At 62.5% G+C, this 15,298-nt stretch carries 10 protein-coding genes; 5 read left to right on the top strand and 5 right to left on the bottom strand.

The features are described from left to right. Positions 1–184: 184 nt before the first annotated feature. The gene (locus tag M1D87_RS11010; RefSeq protein ID WP_123084962.1) at positions 185–610 is read right to left on the bottom strand and encodes a VOC family protein; all 426 of its coding nucleotides are present in this window, start codon (positions 608–610) and stop codon (positions 185–187) included. A gap of 294 nt (positions 611–904) precedes the next feature. Next, a complete protein-coding gene (locus M1D87_RS11005; protein ID WP_015269963.1) occupies positions 905–1,831 on the bottom strand; it encodes an alpha/beta fold hydrolase in 927 nt (308 codons plus the stop codon). Between the two features lie 254 nt (positions 1,832–2,085). On the opposite strand from M1D87_RS11005, the gene M1D87_RS11000 reads away from it, so the two are divergent. Next, positions 2,086–6,945, top strand: coding sequence for an NEL-type E3 ubiquitin ligase domain-containing protein (locus M1D87_RS11000; protein WP_421091791.1), 4,860 nt, complete (start codon positions 2,086–2,088; stop codon positions 6,943–6,945). 7 nt (positions 6,946–6,952) lie between these two features. Here M1D87_RS11000 and M1D87_RS10995 read toward each other — a convergent pair whose 3' ends face one another. Beyond that, positions 6,953–9,469 carry a UvrD-helicase domain-containing protein gene (locus M1D87_RS10995; RefSeq protein ID WP_123084960.1) on the bottom strand — a complete coding sequence of 839 codons (2,517 nt, stop codon included), beginning with the start codon at positions 9,467–9,469 and terminating at the stop codon, positions 6,953–6,955. A gap of 175 nt (positions 9,470–9,644) precedes the next feature. Here M1D87_RS10995 and M1D87_RS10990 point away from each other — a divergent pair, with 175 nt between their 5' ends. Next, positions 9,645–10,343, top strand: coding sequence for a pirin family protein (locus M1D87_RS10990; protein WP_013972071.1), 699 nt, complete (start codon positions 9,645–9,647; stop codon positions 10,341–10,343). A 342-nt stretch (positions 10,344–10,685) separates the two neighbouring features. On the opposite strand, the gene M1D87_RS10985 is transcribed toward M1D87_RS10990, so the two are convergent. Both M1D87_RS10985 and M1D87_RS10980 read right to left on the bottom strand, forming a co-directional pair. Next, positions 10,686–11,171, bottom strand: coding sequence for an isochorismatase family protein (locus tag M1D87_RS10985; RefSeq protein ID WP_061302472.1), 486 nt, complete (start codon positions 11,169–11,171; stop codon positions 10,686–10,688). A 61-nt stretch (positions 11,172–11,232) separates the two neighbouring features. Further along, entirely contained in the window at positions 11,233–12,144 is a 912-nt protein-coding gene (locus tag M1D87_RS10980) for a LysR substrate-binding domain-containing protein (protein WP_123084958.1), read from the bottom strand. Positions 12,145–12,339: 195 nt separating this feature from the next. Between M1D87_RS10980 and M1D87_RS10975 the strand changes: the two genes are divergently transcribed. Genes M1D87_RS10975 through ttdB form a run of 3 tightly spaced genes read left to right on the top strand, consistent with a single transcriptional unit; the run spans position 12,340 to position 15,236 of the window. Further along, complete coding sequence (locus tag M1D87_RS10975) at positions 12,340–13,677, top strand: dicarboxylate/amino acid:cation symporter (RefSeq protein WP_023661378.1); 1,338 nt, start codon at positions 12,340–12,342, stop codon at positions 13,675–13,677. Between the two features lie 54 nt (positions 13,678–13,731). Next, positions 13,732–14,631 (top strand): L(+)-tartrate dehydratase subunit alpha, encoded by a 900-nt coding sequence (ttdA, locus tag M1D87_RS10970; RefSeq protein ID WP_013972067.1) that lies wholly within the window; start codon positions 13,732–13,734, stop codon positions 14,629–14,631. Then, positions 14,628–15,236 carry a L(+)-tartrate dehydratase subunit beta gene (gene ttdB, locus M1D87_RS10965; protein ID WP_003259286.1) on the top strand — a complete coding sequence of 203 codons (609 nt, stop codon included), beginning with the start codon at positions 14,628–14,630 and terminating at the stop codon, positions 15,234–15,236. The genes ttdA and ttdB overlap by 4 nt, the downstream gene beginning before the upstream one ends. The last annotated feature ends 62 nt before the right edge of the window (positions 15,237–15,298 follow it).

Genomic DNA, 15,298 nt, shown 5'->3' with positions numbered 1-15,298 from the left:
CCGGGAGCACCTCATATTTTTTTCACCGTCGCACCCAGGCCCTGGGGGGCTTGCTTTGGATATGCGAAGCACGACGAGGCTGGCCGCCTCGGATCGCAGCAAGGTAAATGAAGCATAATAGGCTTTGCCGGGATATCCACCTGAACCTTGCGCAATCCCTACCGCTCGCGGGTGTGCAGGTTGCTCATGGAGCCTCCGTTGCCAATACCGGCCCTTTCAGCTCGACCTGGTTGCCATCGGGGTCGTAGCAGTACAGCGACAGCCCCTCGCCTTCGGCGCCATAGCGTTTTTCGGCAGGTTCGACTTCAACCCCTGCAGCTTGCAGGTAGGCCGTAAGTGCCGCCTCGTCGAACGGCTCGATGCGCAAGCAGAAATGGTGCAGGTTGCGCCCCTCGGTCCCCGGTGCCGCACCACCTGGCTGGCCCAGGGGACCGTCCAGGGTCACCAGGTCGATCATCGCCGTGCCCGTGGCCAGGTGGACCATGCCCAGGTCGTCGCGCACGCGGCTGACCGTGCAGCCGAGCAGCTCGGTGTAGAAGGCGACGCTGCGCTCCAGGTCGCTGACCCGCAGAACGAGGTGGTCGATGTGCTTGATGACGAATGGTCGCATGCCAAGGCTCCTTGTGGCCGCTGGATTCCTGTGGTTTGGCTCATTGGTTTGCCAGGGGCCTGTAGGAGCAGCCTTGTGCTGCGAAGAGGTCGGTACCGACAATGCTTGTCCGTTGCCTTTACCGGCCTCTTCGCAGCACAAGGCTGCTCCTACAATGGACGCACCAAGCGAGCGATATCTGTTATCTGCGCGACAGTGCAGCCCAAAGAGCTGGACAACCTCCCACAAGGGATCACGCAAGCCCGATGAGATTAACCACCATAGCCCACGTGCGCATGGCATGACCATATCCAGTTACTCGTTTACCAACCGTTGCAGAACGCCCCCTTCATGGCGGGTGAGGATGCGCAGCAGCTGATCGACCAGCGCCCGGTCCGGCGCATCCAGGTGGAAGTGGTGCCCGCCCGGATGCCAGGAGATCTTCGCCTGGCTGGGCAAGGCCGCCTGGCGCCGGGTAAAGGCTTCGCCGGTGAATGCCCCCTGGCGCCCGAACAGCAGGTACAACGGGCAACGGATCTGGCTGAGCAGGTCACAGGCTTCGCGCTCGGTCAGCGGCATGGGTTCGGGCAGCACCAGACGTGGGTCGTGGCGCCAGCAATAGCCCTCGCCCAGTTGCAGCAGGTCACGCAGCGCCAGCAGCCGTGCCGCCTCTTCCGACAGCTCGGTGTCCAGGCGCTCGCGGCGTTGTTCCAACGCCGTGTCCAGGTCCTCGAAACGGTCGACGTCCGGCTCGGAAAAACCCTGCAACTGGCTGCGCTGCACCATGCGCTTGAGCCGGTAGGCCCGGGCCAGGTGCTGCACGCGGTCATCCTCGGCCACCGTGAACGGTGCGCCCATGCCGTCGAGGAAGGTCATGCTGGCAATACCGCTGGTCATGGCCGCCAGCAGCGATGCCACCCCGGTACCCATGCCATGGGCCAGCACATGGAATTGCGACAGGCCCAGGCTGTCGGTCACTGCCAGCATGTCCTCGGCATGTTCCCACAGGTAGTAGCCACTGTCGTGGCGGCGATGGTCCGAGCGGCCGTGGCCAACCAGGTCGGGGGCGACCACGAAGCAGCCGTCGAGCATCGGTGCCAGGCGTTCGAACGAGGCGGCGTTGTCCAGCCACCCGTGCAGAGCCAGCACCGGGATGCCGTCCTCCGCCCCCCAGGTGCGTACCGCTATTTCAATACCGTCGAGGTCCAGCAGGTGATCCTTGGGACTGCACAGCGAATGCATCGTAGTTCTCCCTGATAGAACGCCGGCCCATGGCCAGGCATCACATGACGTCGGCCCATACCCCACGTGCCGGCGTCATCCACACGACATGCCTACCCCATGCCTTGCCCCACCATCTCCCAACAGCCCTGCCCGCGCTGCTCCCCTACCGACGCTCTCGTGCACAGGACCGACCTGTGCGTTCAACTAAATACCACCGCATGCCGAGCCGAAACCTGTCGACTGGCCCCTCCATCGACAACGGAGACTTCAGCATGTCCAGCACACCCATGCCTTTCCATCAGGCCCAGATTGTCCGTAACCTGCCTGACTGGTGCCGAACGATGTACCCTGACCATACCCGCCGCGTCGTTCAGAGCATCCGCAAGGACTACCTCGACGAAAACGGTTCACCTTACGCCTGGTACGCCGCAGCCAGCGATGAAGACCAGGCGCGTTTACGGCAGCTGATCAGCGCCCGCGATGCCGAGTTCAAAGCTCTGCGGGCCTTGCTCGAGGACTTCAGGCAGATCAGCGAATTCTGCAAGCCTTTGCTCGAGAGCCGGTTGGGCCCGGATGTCAAAGCGGACAAGGCCCAGTACCTGCACCAGCCGTTCAAGGTGTACACCACGCTGGTGAATGTCCCCGGCCTCGATTTCTCACTCGGCGGTGACGAGACGTACATCAAGCGCCCCGAAGGGCCGCCACAGAAGCGCACGCTGCTGGAGGCCGCCCTGCACAATTTCGAAGGCACCGACGAAGTGGGCCCGTTCGACACCCTGACCCTTGGCCCGGACGACGACGCCTCACTTCCTGGGCTGGAACCCGAAGCGTTCGTGAACCTTTGCCGAAGCCTGGACCTGGGCCGGCAGTATCAAGACCACCTGCAGAGTATCTATGAAGGCCCCAGAAAAGCCGCAATCGAGCAGCAGTGGATCGATGCAAGCCAGCAGGCACTGAAAACCGAGGCGATGATCGCTTACCTCAAGAGCCTGCTGACGCTCAAAGGTCGCGATGCCCTTGTACAGCTATGCGACAACGAAAGCACGCCTCGCTATGGCGAACACAAGCTTCGCTGCTGGCGCTTCAGCCTGCTCGGCATCCCGATTCATGGCGTACTGCTGCTGGGCCCTGATGAAGCCGACCAGACCAACCCGTGCATGCTCTACATTCCCCAGGATGCACAACACCCGCTGAGGGAGTTCGCTTCTTTGCAAAAGGCCGGTGCTCACATACGTCAACGCCTGCTGCAAACCACGTTTCGACAGCACTTGATCAGCTTCGCTGACAAGGACAACCAGGTCGAGTTCAGCCGCAAGCTCGAACATGCCCTGTTCGAGCAGGGTACCTCCACGCGCAGACCCAAGGACAAGCCTGAACTGCACTTCAAGCGAACCCGCCTGGCGCTTCCCATCTGGCAGGTGCTTTACAAAGACCACAAGCGCCGCCTCAAGGCAACTGCCAGAACGATCGCGGTACCAACCGCCGATGCCGATGCCAAGGCACGCAAGGAACGGCTGCAACACTGGCTGGACGCCGGCATGAACGTTCTGAACGTGGCCGCCTTCTTCGTACCTGGGCTGGATGCCGCGATGCTTGGAGTATTCGCCTACGACCTCATGGATTCGGTGTTCACCGGGTTCGAAGCCTGGGAAGAAGGCGATACCCAGGAAGCGCTGCAACAACTCGAGTCGCTGGCCATCAATGCCGCCGTTGTTGCCGGCTTCGCCGCCGGCAGCAGCGCGCTCAAGGCATCGGGGTTCGTCGATGCGCTGGAAAGTGTATTGAAAGGTGGCCGCGAACGGCTTTGGCACCCAGACATGGGCCCTTACAGCACCTCGGACTCCTTGCCAGTCGGAGTGCCGACAAATTCCGAAGGGCTCTACATCTTCGATGGCAAAAGCCACGTCTGGCTGCAAGGCAAACTGTATGAGGTGTTCGAAACCGGCGGGCAGTGGCATGTGCGTCACCCGAACGCCCCCGATGCCTACGCACCGGCCTTGCGCTACCTCGGCGACCAGCGTTGGCAATTGGCGCATGACAACCCGCTCGAATGGGACGATGCGCAGTTGCTCGAAGGGCTGGGCCAATTCAGCCAGGGGCTGGATGCATCGGAGCAACTTGCCGCCTTGCGTATAACCGAGGTCGATGCAGACACCTTGCGTCACAGCCAGGTCAACGGTTCGCGGCCCCCGGCTCTGTTGGCCGATGCCTTGCTGCGCCTGCGACTGACCAACGACGTGCAGACCATCATCACCCGAGTACGTCACGGCCTGCCGTTGGCTGCGCATATGAATTTCGCGCTGCCCGAACTGGTACAGATGCCTGGTTGGCCTGCGCATTACAGGCTGAAGGTCTTCACCGGTGCCGAAAAATGGGGAGAGGCGGTCTACTTCGGAGCGGAGCCAAAAGCCGACACGTTGCAGATAGAGATCGGCCGCGAAGAGCTTGACAATGGCGAACTGAGCAAGATTGTCCTGGCGGGGATGGATGAAGATGTCATAGAACAGCTGCTACCCGATACGCCAGTTGAGCAGCGCCCGAAAGCCCTTGACGAGCTATTGGCCAACCGCCTGTCAGCGCGTCGTCGCGAAGTCTTCGAGAGCATGCTGAAAAGCCATCGCGCAGCGCTTGGCGACGAAGCGAAGACCTTGGGCCGCCAGTTCCCCGGTTTGCCTGACAATGCCCTGGAAGAGCTCGTCGCGCATGCCGACAGCGCCGAACGCGATCGCCTGAAAAGCGGACGCGTGCCCTTGCGCGTGGCTGAAGAAGCCCGCTACCTGCAGGCCCGCGCCCGCCTCGATCGTGCCTTGACCGGCCTGTACCGAGCAGACCTGGCCAATGATGACAGCCAACTGCTGCGCGATGCATTGGTAGCCGAAAAGCCGCAGGCGACTGAGACCGAAGTGTTCGCCAGCGCCGTCGCCGACCGCTCGGGCTGCGCCGCACTGCTGGGCCAGCAGCCGATCAAGCCAGGCTTCCGCTCGCCCATGCGCCTGGCACATGGACGATTCGGTTACCCACTCAGTGGCCGAGGAACAGGCCCGATCGGCGCATACGCCGCAATACGTCGGCTCAAATCACTTTTCCCCTCGCTGAAGAGCAACGAGATCAACGCCCTGAGGGGCGAACTGAGCCAGACCGGTGATCTCGGCTCGGCAATTCGGCAACTGGAAACAGAGTGGAGAGATCTGAATAGTTATCTGGAGGCGTGGTACAAGAGCCCACACGACATCTTCGAGCGCCTCGATCGACAAAGATGCACTGATCGCCTCATCGAGGCTTGGCAGCGGAAGGGTCGCACGCTCGAGCTGGAGCGTATTCGGTTACCCGAGTTGCCAGCGATCACAGCCAGCCTGCTCCACATCCGTGAGCTCAAGCTGAACGAGCTTCAGCTGCAACGACTGGACAGCACGTTCCTGTCACGTTTCCCCAACCTGCAAGTGCTGGAAGTCACCAACAACCGAGAAATCGACGGGGAAGCGCTGTTCCAGGCACTCGAATCGGTGCCCAGGCTGCGCACGCTGGACCTGACCAACAACACCCTTGCTACCCTCTCGCCCACCGCACAGCGAGTGCTGGCAGCGATGCCAGACCTGCGCCAGCTGAACCTGCGGCGCAACCAGTTGACACTGGATGAAGCGACATTGACTTTCCTTTGCGGCCGACCACTGGATGTCCTGAGGCTGGGGCACAATCTCATCACGCTCGATGAAAACCTCGCCACGCGCTTTCAGGACATGATCCATCCGCAGCAACTGGAGCTGGACTTCAACCCGCTGCAGCGCGCACCTGATATACGCTACATGGCGCGGTTGCAGCACCTGAACCTGTCCAACGCTCATCTGCGGGCCTTTCCCCCTGGCTTGAGCAACCTGATGAATCAGTCACAGTACCAGTTGCGCTACCTGGACCTCTCATCCAACCGCATTCGCCAAGTTCCGGACCTGGCAAGCATCCTGCGCAGTCCGTATGCGCGAGACCTCGCCGCCCGCTTGCCCGAGCGCCGCTGGCTGTTCAACTACAACAACCTGGAGGCCGAGTCGGCCAGTCGGCTACGAGCCAGCGGCGTCAATATTTTCGAGCACACGCCGGAAAGGCCGGAGTGGCAAGGGCTCTGGCGCGATTCCGCGACCGACCATCAGCTGCAGTTGTGGTCCGATCTGTTCGATCAGAACGACAATGGCGACCTGCAAGCGGTGTTGGAGCGCCTGACCAACTCAGTGGAAGCGCGAAGGGATCCGGATGGCCTGCGTGCGCGAGTGTGGGAACTGTTGGAGCACGCCCATGGGGACACGGCGCTGCGCGAGCGTTTGAACGAGGTGGCGCAATCCTTCCCGCCAACTTGCGGTGATGCCGGCGCCGAAGCATTCAGCGCTCTGGAAGTGGAATTGCTGGTCAACCAAGTGTCTGGGTGGGCACAAGACACGGCCAAGCCGCTGCTCGACCTTTACCGCAAGCTGTACCGTCGCGAGAAAGTCAACGAACTGGCCGATCGCATCAGCCTGCAACGCAGTTCGCGCAAGCGGGCGCTGCAGGAGCATGCCGGTCAGTTACCGGACCGTGACGTGCTGGACGTCGCGGCGGCGTTCCCCGATGCGGACCTGGCCACAGGCCTGGTCGACGACATAGAAGTCCGCCTGGCACTGCGCCAGTCCTTGAGCGGAAAGCTCGATTTCCCCGAACCCAGCAGCGGCATGCTCTATCGCAATGCCGCAAGGATCAACCAGCAAATCATCGACAACGTTCGCGCTGCCGTGCTGGAACTCGATGCTGACACCACCGCCAGGCAGCAATGGATGAGCGAACAGCCGGTCTGGGTTGACTACCTCAAGCGCCAATATGCCAGTCAGTTCGAAGCCATTACCGACTTCTGGCGCCCAGGCCTCGATTACCTCTTTTATTGCCTGGACGAAAGCCAGGAGCCGATCACTTACCTGGACAACGCGATAATAAAAGTATTGTTCCCGAAAAAGCCCATACCGGCGCTGGACGAAAACGGCACATTGCGCAGGGTTCCGTTCAATGAGGAAGCGTATGTCAAGGCCACGAACGCCTTGACCCAGGCACAACAGGAGGTAGAAGCAGGGCTATTGCTGAGCCTTACCAGGCAAGCGGACATCCTCGATGCCTGAACACTGATCAATGACCACGCAGGTCTTCGAAGAAGGCCTGCCGCCCATCCACCTGGCTCGACGCACGCGGCGCTGCCGCCGCCTCTGCGTTGGCCGCCTCCACATGCCAATAGCAGTGCCTGACCGCGCGGGTTACCGCCACGTAGGCCAGGCGCTGCACCTCTTCCTTCTGCGCGGTATCGAATGGCTGAGCATCACCGGCCTTGCCCAACCCGGCCTGGCGATACACCTGGTTCTTGTAGGGTGAACTGGTCAGGTACTGGCAGTCGCCCAGCATGAAGACCGCATCGGCCTGCAAGCCCTTGGCACTGTGGTAGGTCAACTGACGCAGCCGGCGCTGCTCGGCCGGCAACGCCGCTTCGGCGTGCAGCACGCCTTGCAGGTGCTCGTTCATCAGCGCCCTGTCGCTGCCCTTGCGGTAAAGCATCATCACCGTCTCGCCACGCTGGTAGTGCTCGATCAGCGTTTCACCCAGGGCTGCCTCGTCACGGTCGAACACCTTGACCGGCGAGCCTGGCAACTCGGCCGCCGGGCCACTGGCCCTGGCTTTCTTGCCGGCTATCGCCGGGGTGCCCTTGACCAGGTGCTCGGCCGCGTCGATCACCTGCTGCTGGCTACGGTAGTTGTCGACCAGCATCACCCGGGTGTTGGCCGGCGACGGGAAGGCCTTGGTGAACTCCATGAAGTACTTGGGCGAACTGCCACGCCAGCCGTAGATCGACTGCCAGTCGTCGCCCACACACAGCAGCGACGAATGCTGGGCATGGCACCCGATGTGCATCGCCGGGCCGCGCCGGCGGATCTCGGCGAGGCTGGCCCGCAACCAGCTGACGATCTGCGGCGACACATCCTGGAACTCGTCGATCATCAGGTGCGCCAGCGGCCGCAGCAACGGGTCGGGCAGCAGTTGCAGGTTTTCCGGGTTGTTCTCGCCGAACAAGGCGAACATGCGGTTGTAGCTCATCACCGGCGGCGACTGGTCCAGCAGGTGGGCCTCCAGGGCCTTCCAGTACAGGGCCAGGGCCTCGAAAAACAGCGCATCGCTGTCGCCGGAGGGGAAGCTCATCGCCGCCACGGCAGTGTTCACTTCCAGGCCGAGGTTCTCGATGAAATTCGCCGCGCCGACAAAGGCATCGAGCAGTGGCGCCGGGGCCAGTTCGCCCTTGACCTTGTATTCGAAGCCGGGGCCGGCCACGGCATCACCGGCCAGCGAGGCTGCCAGGCGCCGGGCCATGGCGTAGTTGTCGAGCCAGATCAGAGGCTGGTCGCAGAAGGCCTGCAACAGGGTGCGCTTGACCGCCCACTCGGCACGCACCGCCAGCTTGGCGCCGGGGCGCTGGTACTGCGCGCTTTCCGCCGGGTCGAAGCCCAGCACGAGCAAAGGCCCCTGGCCGGCCAGACGACCATGCACATGGAAGCGGCTGCCACGGATATCGATGGTCTCGCGGCAGGGTTCGATGCCCTTGATCGGCCAGGCGCCGGCGGCGAACCACAGGTCTTCGATCACATCGCACAGCTCTTCGTCGCGCTGGGCAGCCAGCTGGGTTACCTGGGCGCGCTTCTGCACATCGGGGTTGTTCGGGTCCAGCGGCTTCAGTTGCAGGGCTTCGCTGCGCAACAGGCCGACCAGCTCGGCAAAGCGCGGGCTCTCGCCCAGCAGCGTGCTGTAGCACTGGTTCAGCTGCTGGCGCTGGGCATCGTTCAGGCGCAGGTCGAACGGGTTGCTCTCAGCCTCGGCTTCACGCCCGGCCGGCATCTCGTTGCCCAGCGTTTCAAACGCGCGCACCTGGCCAAACCCCGGCAGGCTGCGCACCAGCGGCAGGATGCGCGAATGGAAGGTGCGCACCAGCTCGCGGGCCTGCGGCGGTTGCAGGTTGATCTGCCACAAGGCGAAAACCTGCAGCAGGCGCTTGATGAAGTCCTTGCGCGACTCGCGGGTGAAGGTGACCACGGTCATCGCATCCAGCTCGTAGCCCAGGTAGTGGCGCAACAGCAGGATGCGCAGCACCAGCGAGGTGGACTTGCCCGCCCCGGCCCCTGCCACCACGCAGGTGGACGGTGTGTCACTGAAAATCAGCTTCCATTGCGCGGCACTGGGTTGCGCCTCGGCGGGCAGGCGCTGGGCGACATCGGCCTTGAAACGCTTTTTCAGCTCGGCAGTCAGCGGCAGGCGCCAGTCATCGAACAGGTTGTCGTCCCGGCCCGGTACGCCGGCGGTGTCTGGCCGGGTGTCGCGGATCACCAGCACCTGGCGCCCGGCCTCGTAACCTTCCACCCGCCCACGTTCGAACCCTTCACGCACGCCATCGGCATGGCCACTGCGCTGGCCGCTGGCGTGGCCGAGGAACCAGGAGTCGCGGTGCTGGGCCTGCAGGCGGGTCAGGCCACGCCCCAGCAGGCGGGCCGCCAGGCGGCGAAACCAAGGCAGTTGTGCAGGAGGGGTAAGGTCGGCGGGGGCCTGGGGTTGCTCGTGGGCCACGGTCACTCCGTTGAAAAACAAAATCAGCGGGCATGTTCGCCGCATCGACAAAAAATCGCCAGCGAATGCTTGCAGATCAGTGGATTAGGTGATGAAGCGAATAAAACACTCCATCGCAATTAATCTATTTTACTGATTGTTTTAAGCCGATATTTACGCTTATTTTCGATGCTTCTTTGACGCATCATGGCCTCATTCCACTGATTCAAGGAGCACGACCATGCTGCAACTGCGACCGTTCGAAAGCCTCGGCCACGCCAACCACGGCTGGCTCGACGCCCACCATCATTTCTCGTTTGCCGAGTACTACGACCCGGCGCGCATGCACTGGGGCAACCTGCGGGTGTGGAACGACGACCTGATCGCTGCTGGCAGCGGCTTCCCGCCGCACCCGCACCGCGACATGGAAATCATCACCTATGTGCGTGAAGGCGCGATCAGTCACCAGGACAGCCTGGGTAACAAAGGCCGTACCGAAGCCGGTGACGTGCAGGTGATGAGCGCCGGCACTGGCATCGTGCATAGCGAGTACAACCTGGAAGACGTCGACACGCGTATTTTCCAGATCTGGATCGTGCCGGAGCGCACCGGCGAAGCACCGCAATGGGGTACCCGGCCGTTCCCCAAAGGTGAGCGTGGCGAAGGCTTCGTGACCCTGGCCAGCGGCCGTGCGGGCGACGAGGACAGCCTGCAGATCCGCACCGATGCGCGGTTGGTGGCTGCCACCCTGCGGGCCGGTGAAACTGCCGAGTACCGCTTCGATACCGCTCGCCGGGGTTACCTGGTGCCGGCCAAGGGGCTGGTGGAGGTCAACGGGCTGCGTGCCAAGGCGCGCGATGGCGTGGCGATCGAGCAGGAGGAGGTGCTGCGGGTGACCGCCATCGAGGACAGCGAGATCGTGCTGGTGGATGTGGCCTGAGGTTTTTGCCTTGCGACACGTTCTGTGTAGGAGCGGCCTTGTGTCGCGAAAGGGCTGCGCAGCAGCCCCTCGATTTCAGCTGCACTGCACATATTGCCGGGGCTGATTTGCAGCCCTTTCGCGACACAAGGCCGCTCCCACAGAACTGCACATGACTCATTGAATTAGCAGGGACTCTGTGGGAGCGGCTTTAGCCGCGAACACCGGCGCAGCCGGTGCCATGCACCGCGTTGTATTCTTCGCGGCTAAAGCCGCTCCCACAGGGTACGCGGACCGCTTGCGAATTCAGTTCTCTACGTGACAGCGCAGCGCAAATGCATGCCCGCATGATGATTGCATGCACTAGCCTCGTGAGGCCACTTCGGCCAGCACCTCGGCCGAGGTAGTGACCTGGCGGAAGTGATGCTTCCAAAGGTCGATGCCCAGCTTGCCCGACCTGTCCAGCGAAGACCCTACAGTCATGTCCGTTACCAGGGTGGGCATCAGCCCCGCATCGAACAGGGCAAAACCGGCGGCCAGCACGCAAGTTTCGGTCTGCAACCCACATACCAGCACCCTCTCCACGCCCAGTTGCCGGATGTACTCGATGGCCTCTGCGCTCTGCCCGTAGCCATGCTTGACGAACACCTGGTCGGCTTCGACCAGGCTCTCGTCCTCCGCCGCCGGGTGCCAGCCGAGCTGGCGCTCGAACGGCGTGACCTGTTCATCGTGCAACTCGACCGAGGCAATGGTGGGGATGTTCGCCGACAACCGGCGCAGGCCATCGACCAGCCACTCGGGCGGGCTGAAGGTGGACTGGACATCGACAATGAGCAAAACCTGGCGCATGGGCGGATTCCGGGCATGGGCAAAGGCGCGGAGTATAACGCGATCGCCTGTGGTAAAGGCCTCAATGCCACGCTGCCAGGCTGTCCCCCTGGCGGAAGAATGCCCTCAGGTGCTCGACGAAACACGACACCTTGGCCGACAGGTTCAGGCGTTCCAGGTACACCGCATAGATATCCGCAGGCGGCGTCTGGTAATCGCCAAGCACCTCCACCAGGCGCCCGCTGCGCAGGTGATCGGCCAGGTTCCACTCGGCCCGCAACAGAATGCCCTGCCCGTCCACCGCCCAGTTCAGGGCGACCTCGCCATCATTGGTGCTGAGGCTGCCATGCACCTTCACCGATTCGCTCTGCTTGCCGCGGCTCAGCCGCCAGATACCGAACGCGGCGTCATTCTGGCGTAACACGATGCAGTTGTGGCTGGCCAGGTCCTTCGGCGCTTCGGGGGTACCGTGGGCTTCCAGATAACCGGGCGACGCACACAATCGGCGGCGGTTGGCTGCGATCTTGCGGGCGATCAGCCGCGAGTCGGGCAGCTCGCCAAAACGGATGGCCACGTCGATGGCGTCGTTCGGCAGGGCAATGGGGCGGTCGGTCAGGTGCAGTTGCACCTCCACTTCGGGATAGCGCTTGGCAAACGACGACACCGCCGGCCCCACATGGGTACGGCCAAAGCCCAGCGGCGCATTGACCCGCAGCAAGCCCTTGGGCTCGGCACGGCTGCTGGACACCTGCCGCTCCATTTCCTCGATCTCGCCCAATATGCGCTTGGCATTCACCAGGTAAGTCTCGCCCTCGGCGGTAAGGCTGATGCTGCGTGTGGTGCGGTTTAGCAGGCGCACGCCCAGGCGCTGTTCCAGCTGCGCCAGGCGCTTGGAGACCGCTGGCGGGGTCAGGTTCAGTTCGCGAGCGGTGCCCGCCAGGCTACCCACCCTGATCAGCTGGGTGAAGAACGCCAGCTCCGATACCGGATTCATAATTAACCTGAGGGAAACAATGAGTTGAATTTCATTGTATTACAGCATTTTTGAAAAACCATTACCTTTTGCCCTGCGTGATTAACCACAAGAAAGCTGGGCTCTTCGGCCGCCAAGGCCAGGTGTGACCTGCACCCTCACGAGCAGCCCGGCCGCCAGATAAATCCGACTCACAACAATAATTCGGAGACGGCAATGGCCAAGCGATTGTTCGGCAAGCTCTACGTACAGGTATTGATCGGCGTAACCCTCGGGGTGCTGATCGGGGTGTTCTGGCCGCAGGTTGGCGCTGATCTGAAGCCCGTCGGTGATGCCTTCATCAAACTGATCAAGATGGTCTTCGCCCCGATCATCTTCGCCACGGTGGTGCTGGGCATCGCCAAGATGGAAAACATGAAGGAACTCGGTCGCGTCGGCGTACGCGCGCTGATCTACTTCGAAGTGCTGTCCACCTTTGCCCTGGTGCTTGGGCTGGTGGTGGTCAATATCGTGCAGCCCGGCCAGGGCATGAACGTCGACCCCGCCACCCTCGATGCCAAAAGTATCTCCACCTACACCGCCGCGGCAGCCGGCAACAGCGGCGGCTTCATCGACTTCCTGCTGCATGTGATACCCGGCAGCGTGACCGATGCCTTCGCCAAGAACGAGATCCTGCCGATCCTGCTGTTCAGCACGCTGTTCGGCATCGCCCTCTCCCACCTGGGCCCGCGCGGCAAGCCGATGGTGGATGTGCTGGAAGCGTTCTCCCACGGCATGTTCTTCATCGTCGGCATGATCATGCGCGTGGCACCGCTGGCCGCCTGCGGGGCCATGGCCTTCACCGTGGGCAAGTACGGGCTGGGCTCGATCGTTTCGCTGGGCAAGCTGATGGCGACCATGTACCTGACCTGCTTCCTGTTCGTGGTGGTGGTGCTGGGCGCCATTGCCCGGCTGTGCGGCTTCAACCTGTGGAAGTTCCTCAAGTACCTCAAGGAAGAACTGTTCACGGTGCTGGGTACCAGCTCATCCGAGTCGGTAGTGCCACAACTGATGAACAAGCTGGAAAAGGTTGGCGTGTCCAAGCCTGTGGTCGGCCTGGTGATCCCTTCGGGCCTCACCTTCAACCCGGACGGCCAGTGCATCTACTACACCATGGCCGCCATCTTCATCGCCCAGGCCACCAATACACCGTTGACCCTGATGGACCAACTGATCGTGCTGGGTGTGCTGCTGCTCACCTCCAAAGGCTCTGCCGGCGTAACCGGCTCGGGCTTCATCACCCTGGCCGCGACCCTGGCGACCATGGACAACATCCCGGTGGCCGGCATGGTCCTGCTGCTGGGCGTGGACCGCTTCATGTCCGAAGCCCGGGCCATCACCAACACCATCGGCAACGCGGTCGGCACCGTGGCCATCGCCAACTGGGTGGGTGCGCTGGACAAGCAGCGTATGGCCAAGGCCCTGGACGGCCAGTTGCCGACCGAACCCGAACCCGAGGCCGCGGCTCCGCACCCCGCCCTTGCACGCATGGAGGCCGGCACCCCCGCACCCTGACCTTTCGAAAACCAGCAAAAAGAACCCGCCTTGTGATGCAGTGAGGAAATAATCATGGACAAAGAAACAGCCGTGTCATCGCTTACCGACGTGATGGCCAAGTTCACCGCCTATATCGGCAAGCGCCTGCCCCGCGACGTCAAGGAAAAAACCGCCAAGTTGCGCGCCGCCGAAACCAACCCGCTCGCCATCGCCGTGTACGACTCGATGGCCGATAATCAGGAATACGCCGACAAGCTCAACCGGCCAAGCTGCCAGGACACCGGCGTCATCCAGTACTTCGTCTCGGCAGGCGCGCGCTTTCCGCTGCTGGGCGAGATGGAAGGCATCCTCGAGAACGCCACCAGGGAAGCCACCATCCAGGGGCCGCTGCGCCACAATGCGGTGGAAACCTTCATCGAGAAGAACACCGGTACCAATACCGGCTCGAAGATCCCGTGGCTGGACTGGGAAATCATCCCCGATGCCGACTACGCCATCGTCGACGTGTACATGGCCGGCGGCGGCTGCACCCTGCCGGGCTCGGCCAAGGTACTGATGCCGGGGCAAGGCTATGAAGGGGTGACCGAGTTCGTCTTCGATGTCATCACCTCACGCGGTGTCAACGCCTGCCCGCCACTGCTGGTGGGTGTAGGGGTATCGACCTCGGTGGAGACGGCGGCACGCCTGTCGAAGAAGGCCATCCTGCGCGAAGTGGACTCCAGCCACCCCAACGAAAGCGCGGCGATGATGGAAAAGTTGCTGGAGGAAGGCCTAAACGAAATCGGCATCGGCCCACAGGGCCTGACCGGCAACAGCAGCGTGATGGGCGTGAACATCGAGTCTTCGGCCCGCCACCCGTCCACCATCGGTGTGGCGGTATCCACCGGCTGCTGGGCGCACCGCCGCGGCAAGATCCGCATCAACGCCGACCTGTCCTACGACATCCTCTCGCACGAAGGGGTAGTACTGTGAAGAAAATCCTGAGCACACCAATCAGCGACGAAGACCTGGCCAACCTCAACGTGGGCGATGTGGTCTACCTCACCGGCCAACTGGTGACCTGCCGTGACGTTGCCCACCGCCGGCTCATCGAGCTGGGCCGCGAGCTGCCGGTCGACTTGCGTGGCGGCGCGATTTTCCACGCAGGCCCCATCGTCAGGAAGAAGGATGATGGCAGCTTCGAGATGGTCTCCATTGGCCCGACCACCAGCATGCGCATGGAAAAGTTCGAGAAACAGTTCATCGAGCAGACCGGCGTCAAGCTGATCGTCGGCAAGGGCGGCATGGGCCCGGAGACCACGACCGGTTGCCTGGAGAACAAGGCAGTGCATGCAGTGTTCCCGGGCGGTTGCGCGGTGCTGGCGGCGACCCAGGTGGAAGAGATCGAGCGTGCGGAATGGCAGGACCTGGGCATGCCGGAGACCCTGTGGGTGAACCGCGTGCGCGAGTTCGGCCCGTTGATCATCTCCATCGACACCAAGGGCAACAACCTGTTCGAGCAGAACAAGGCCCGGTTCAACGAACGCAAGGGGGCGGTGATCGAGAAGATCAACAGCCAGGTGCGGTTCATTAAGTAAGCGCGTGCGACATCGGCCGCTATGCGGCCCAATCGCAGGCTAGCCCGCTCCCACAGGGGTAT

The organism is Pseudomonas sp. SA233, assembly GCF_054792385.1.
The sequence above is the reverse complement of the archived record's forward strand: the minus strand, read 5'-3'. Positions and strand labels throughout refer to the sequence as shown.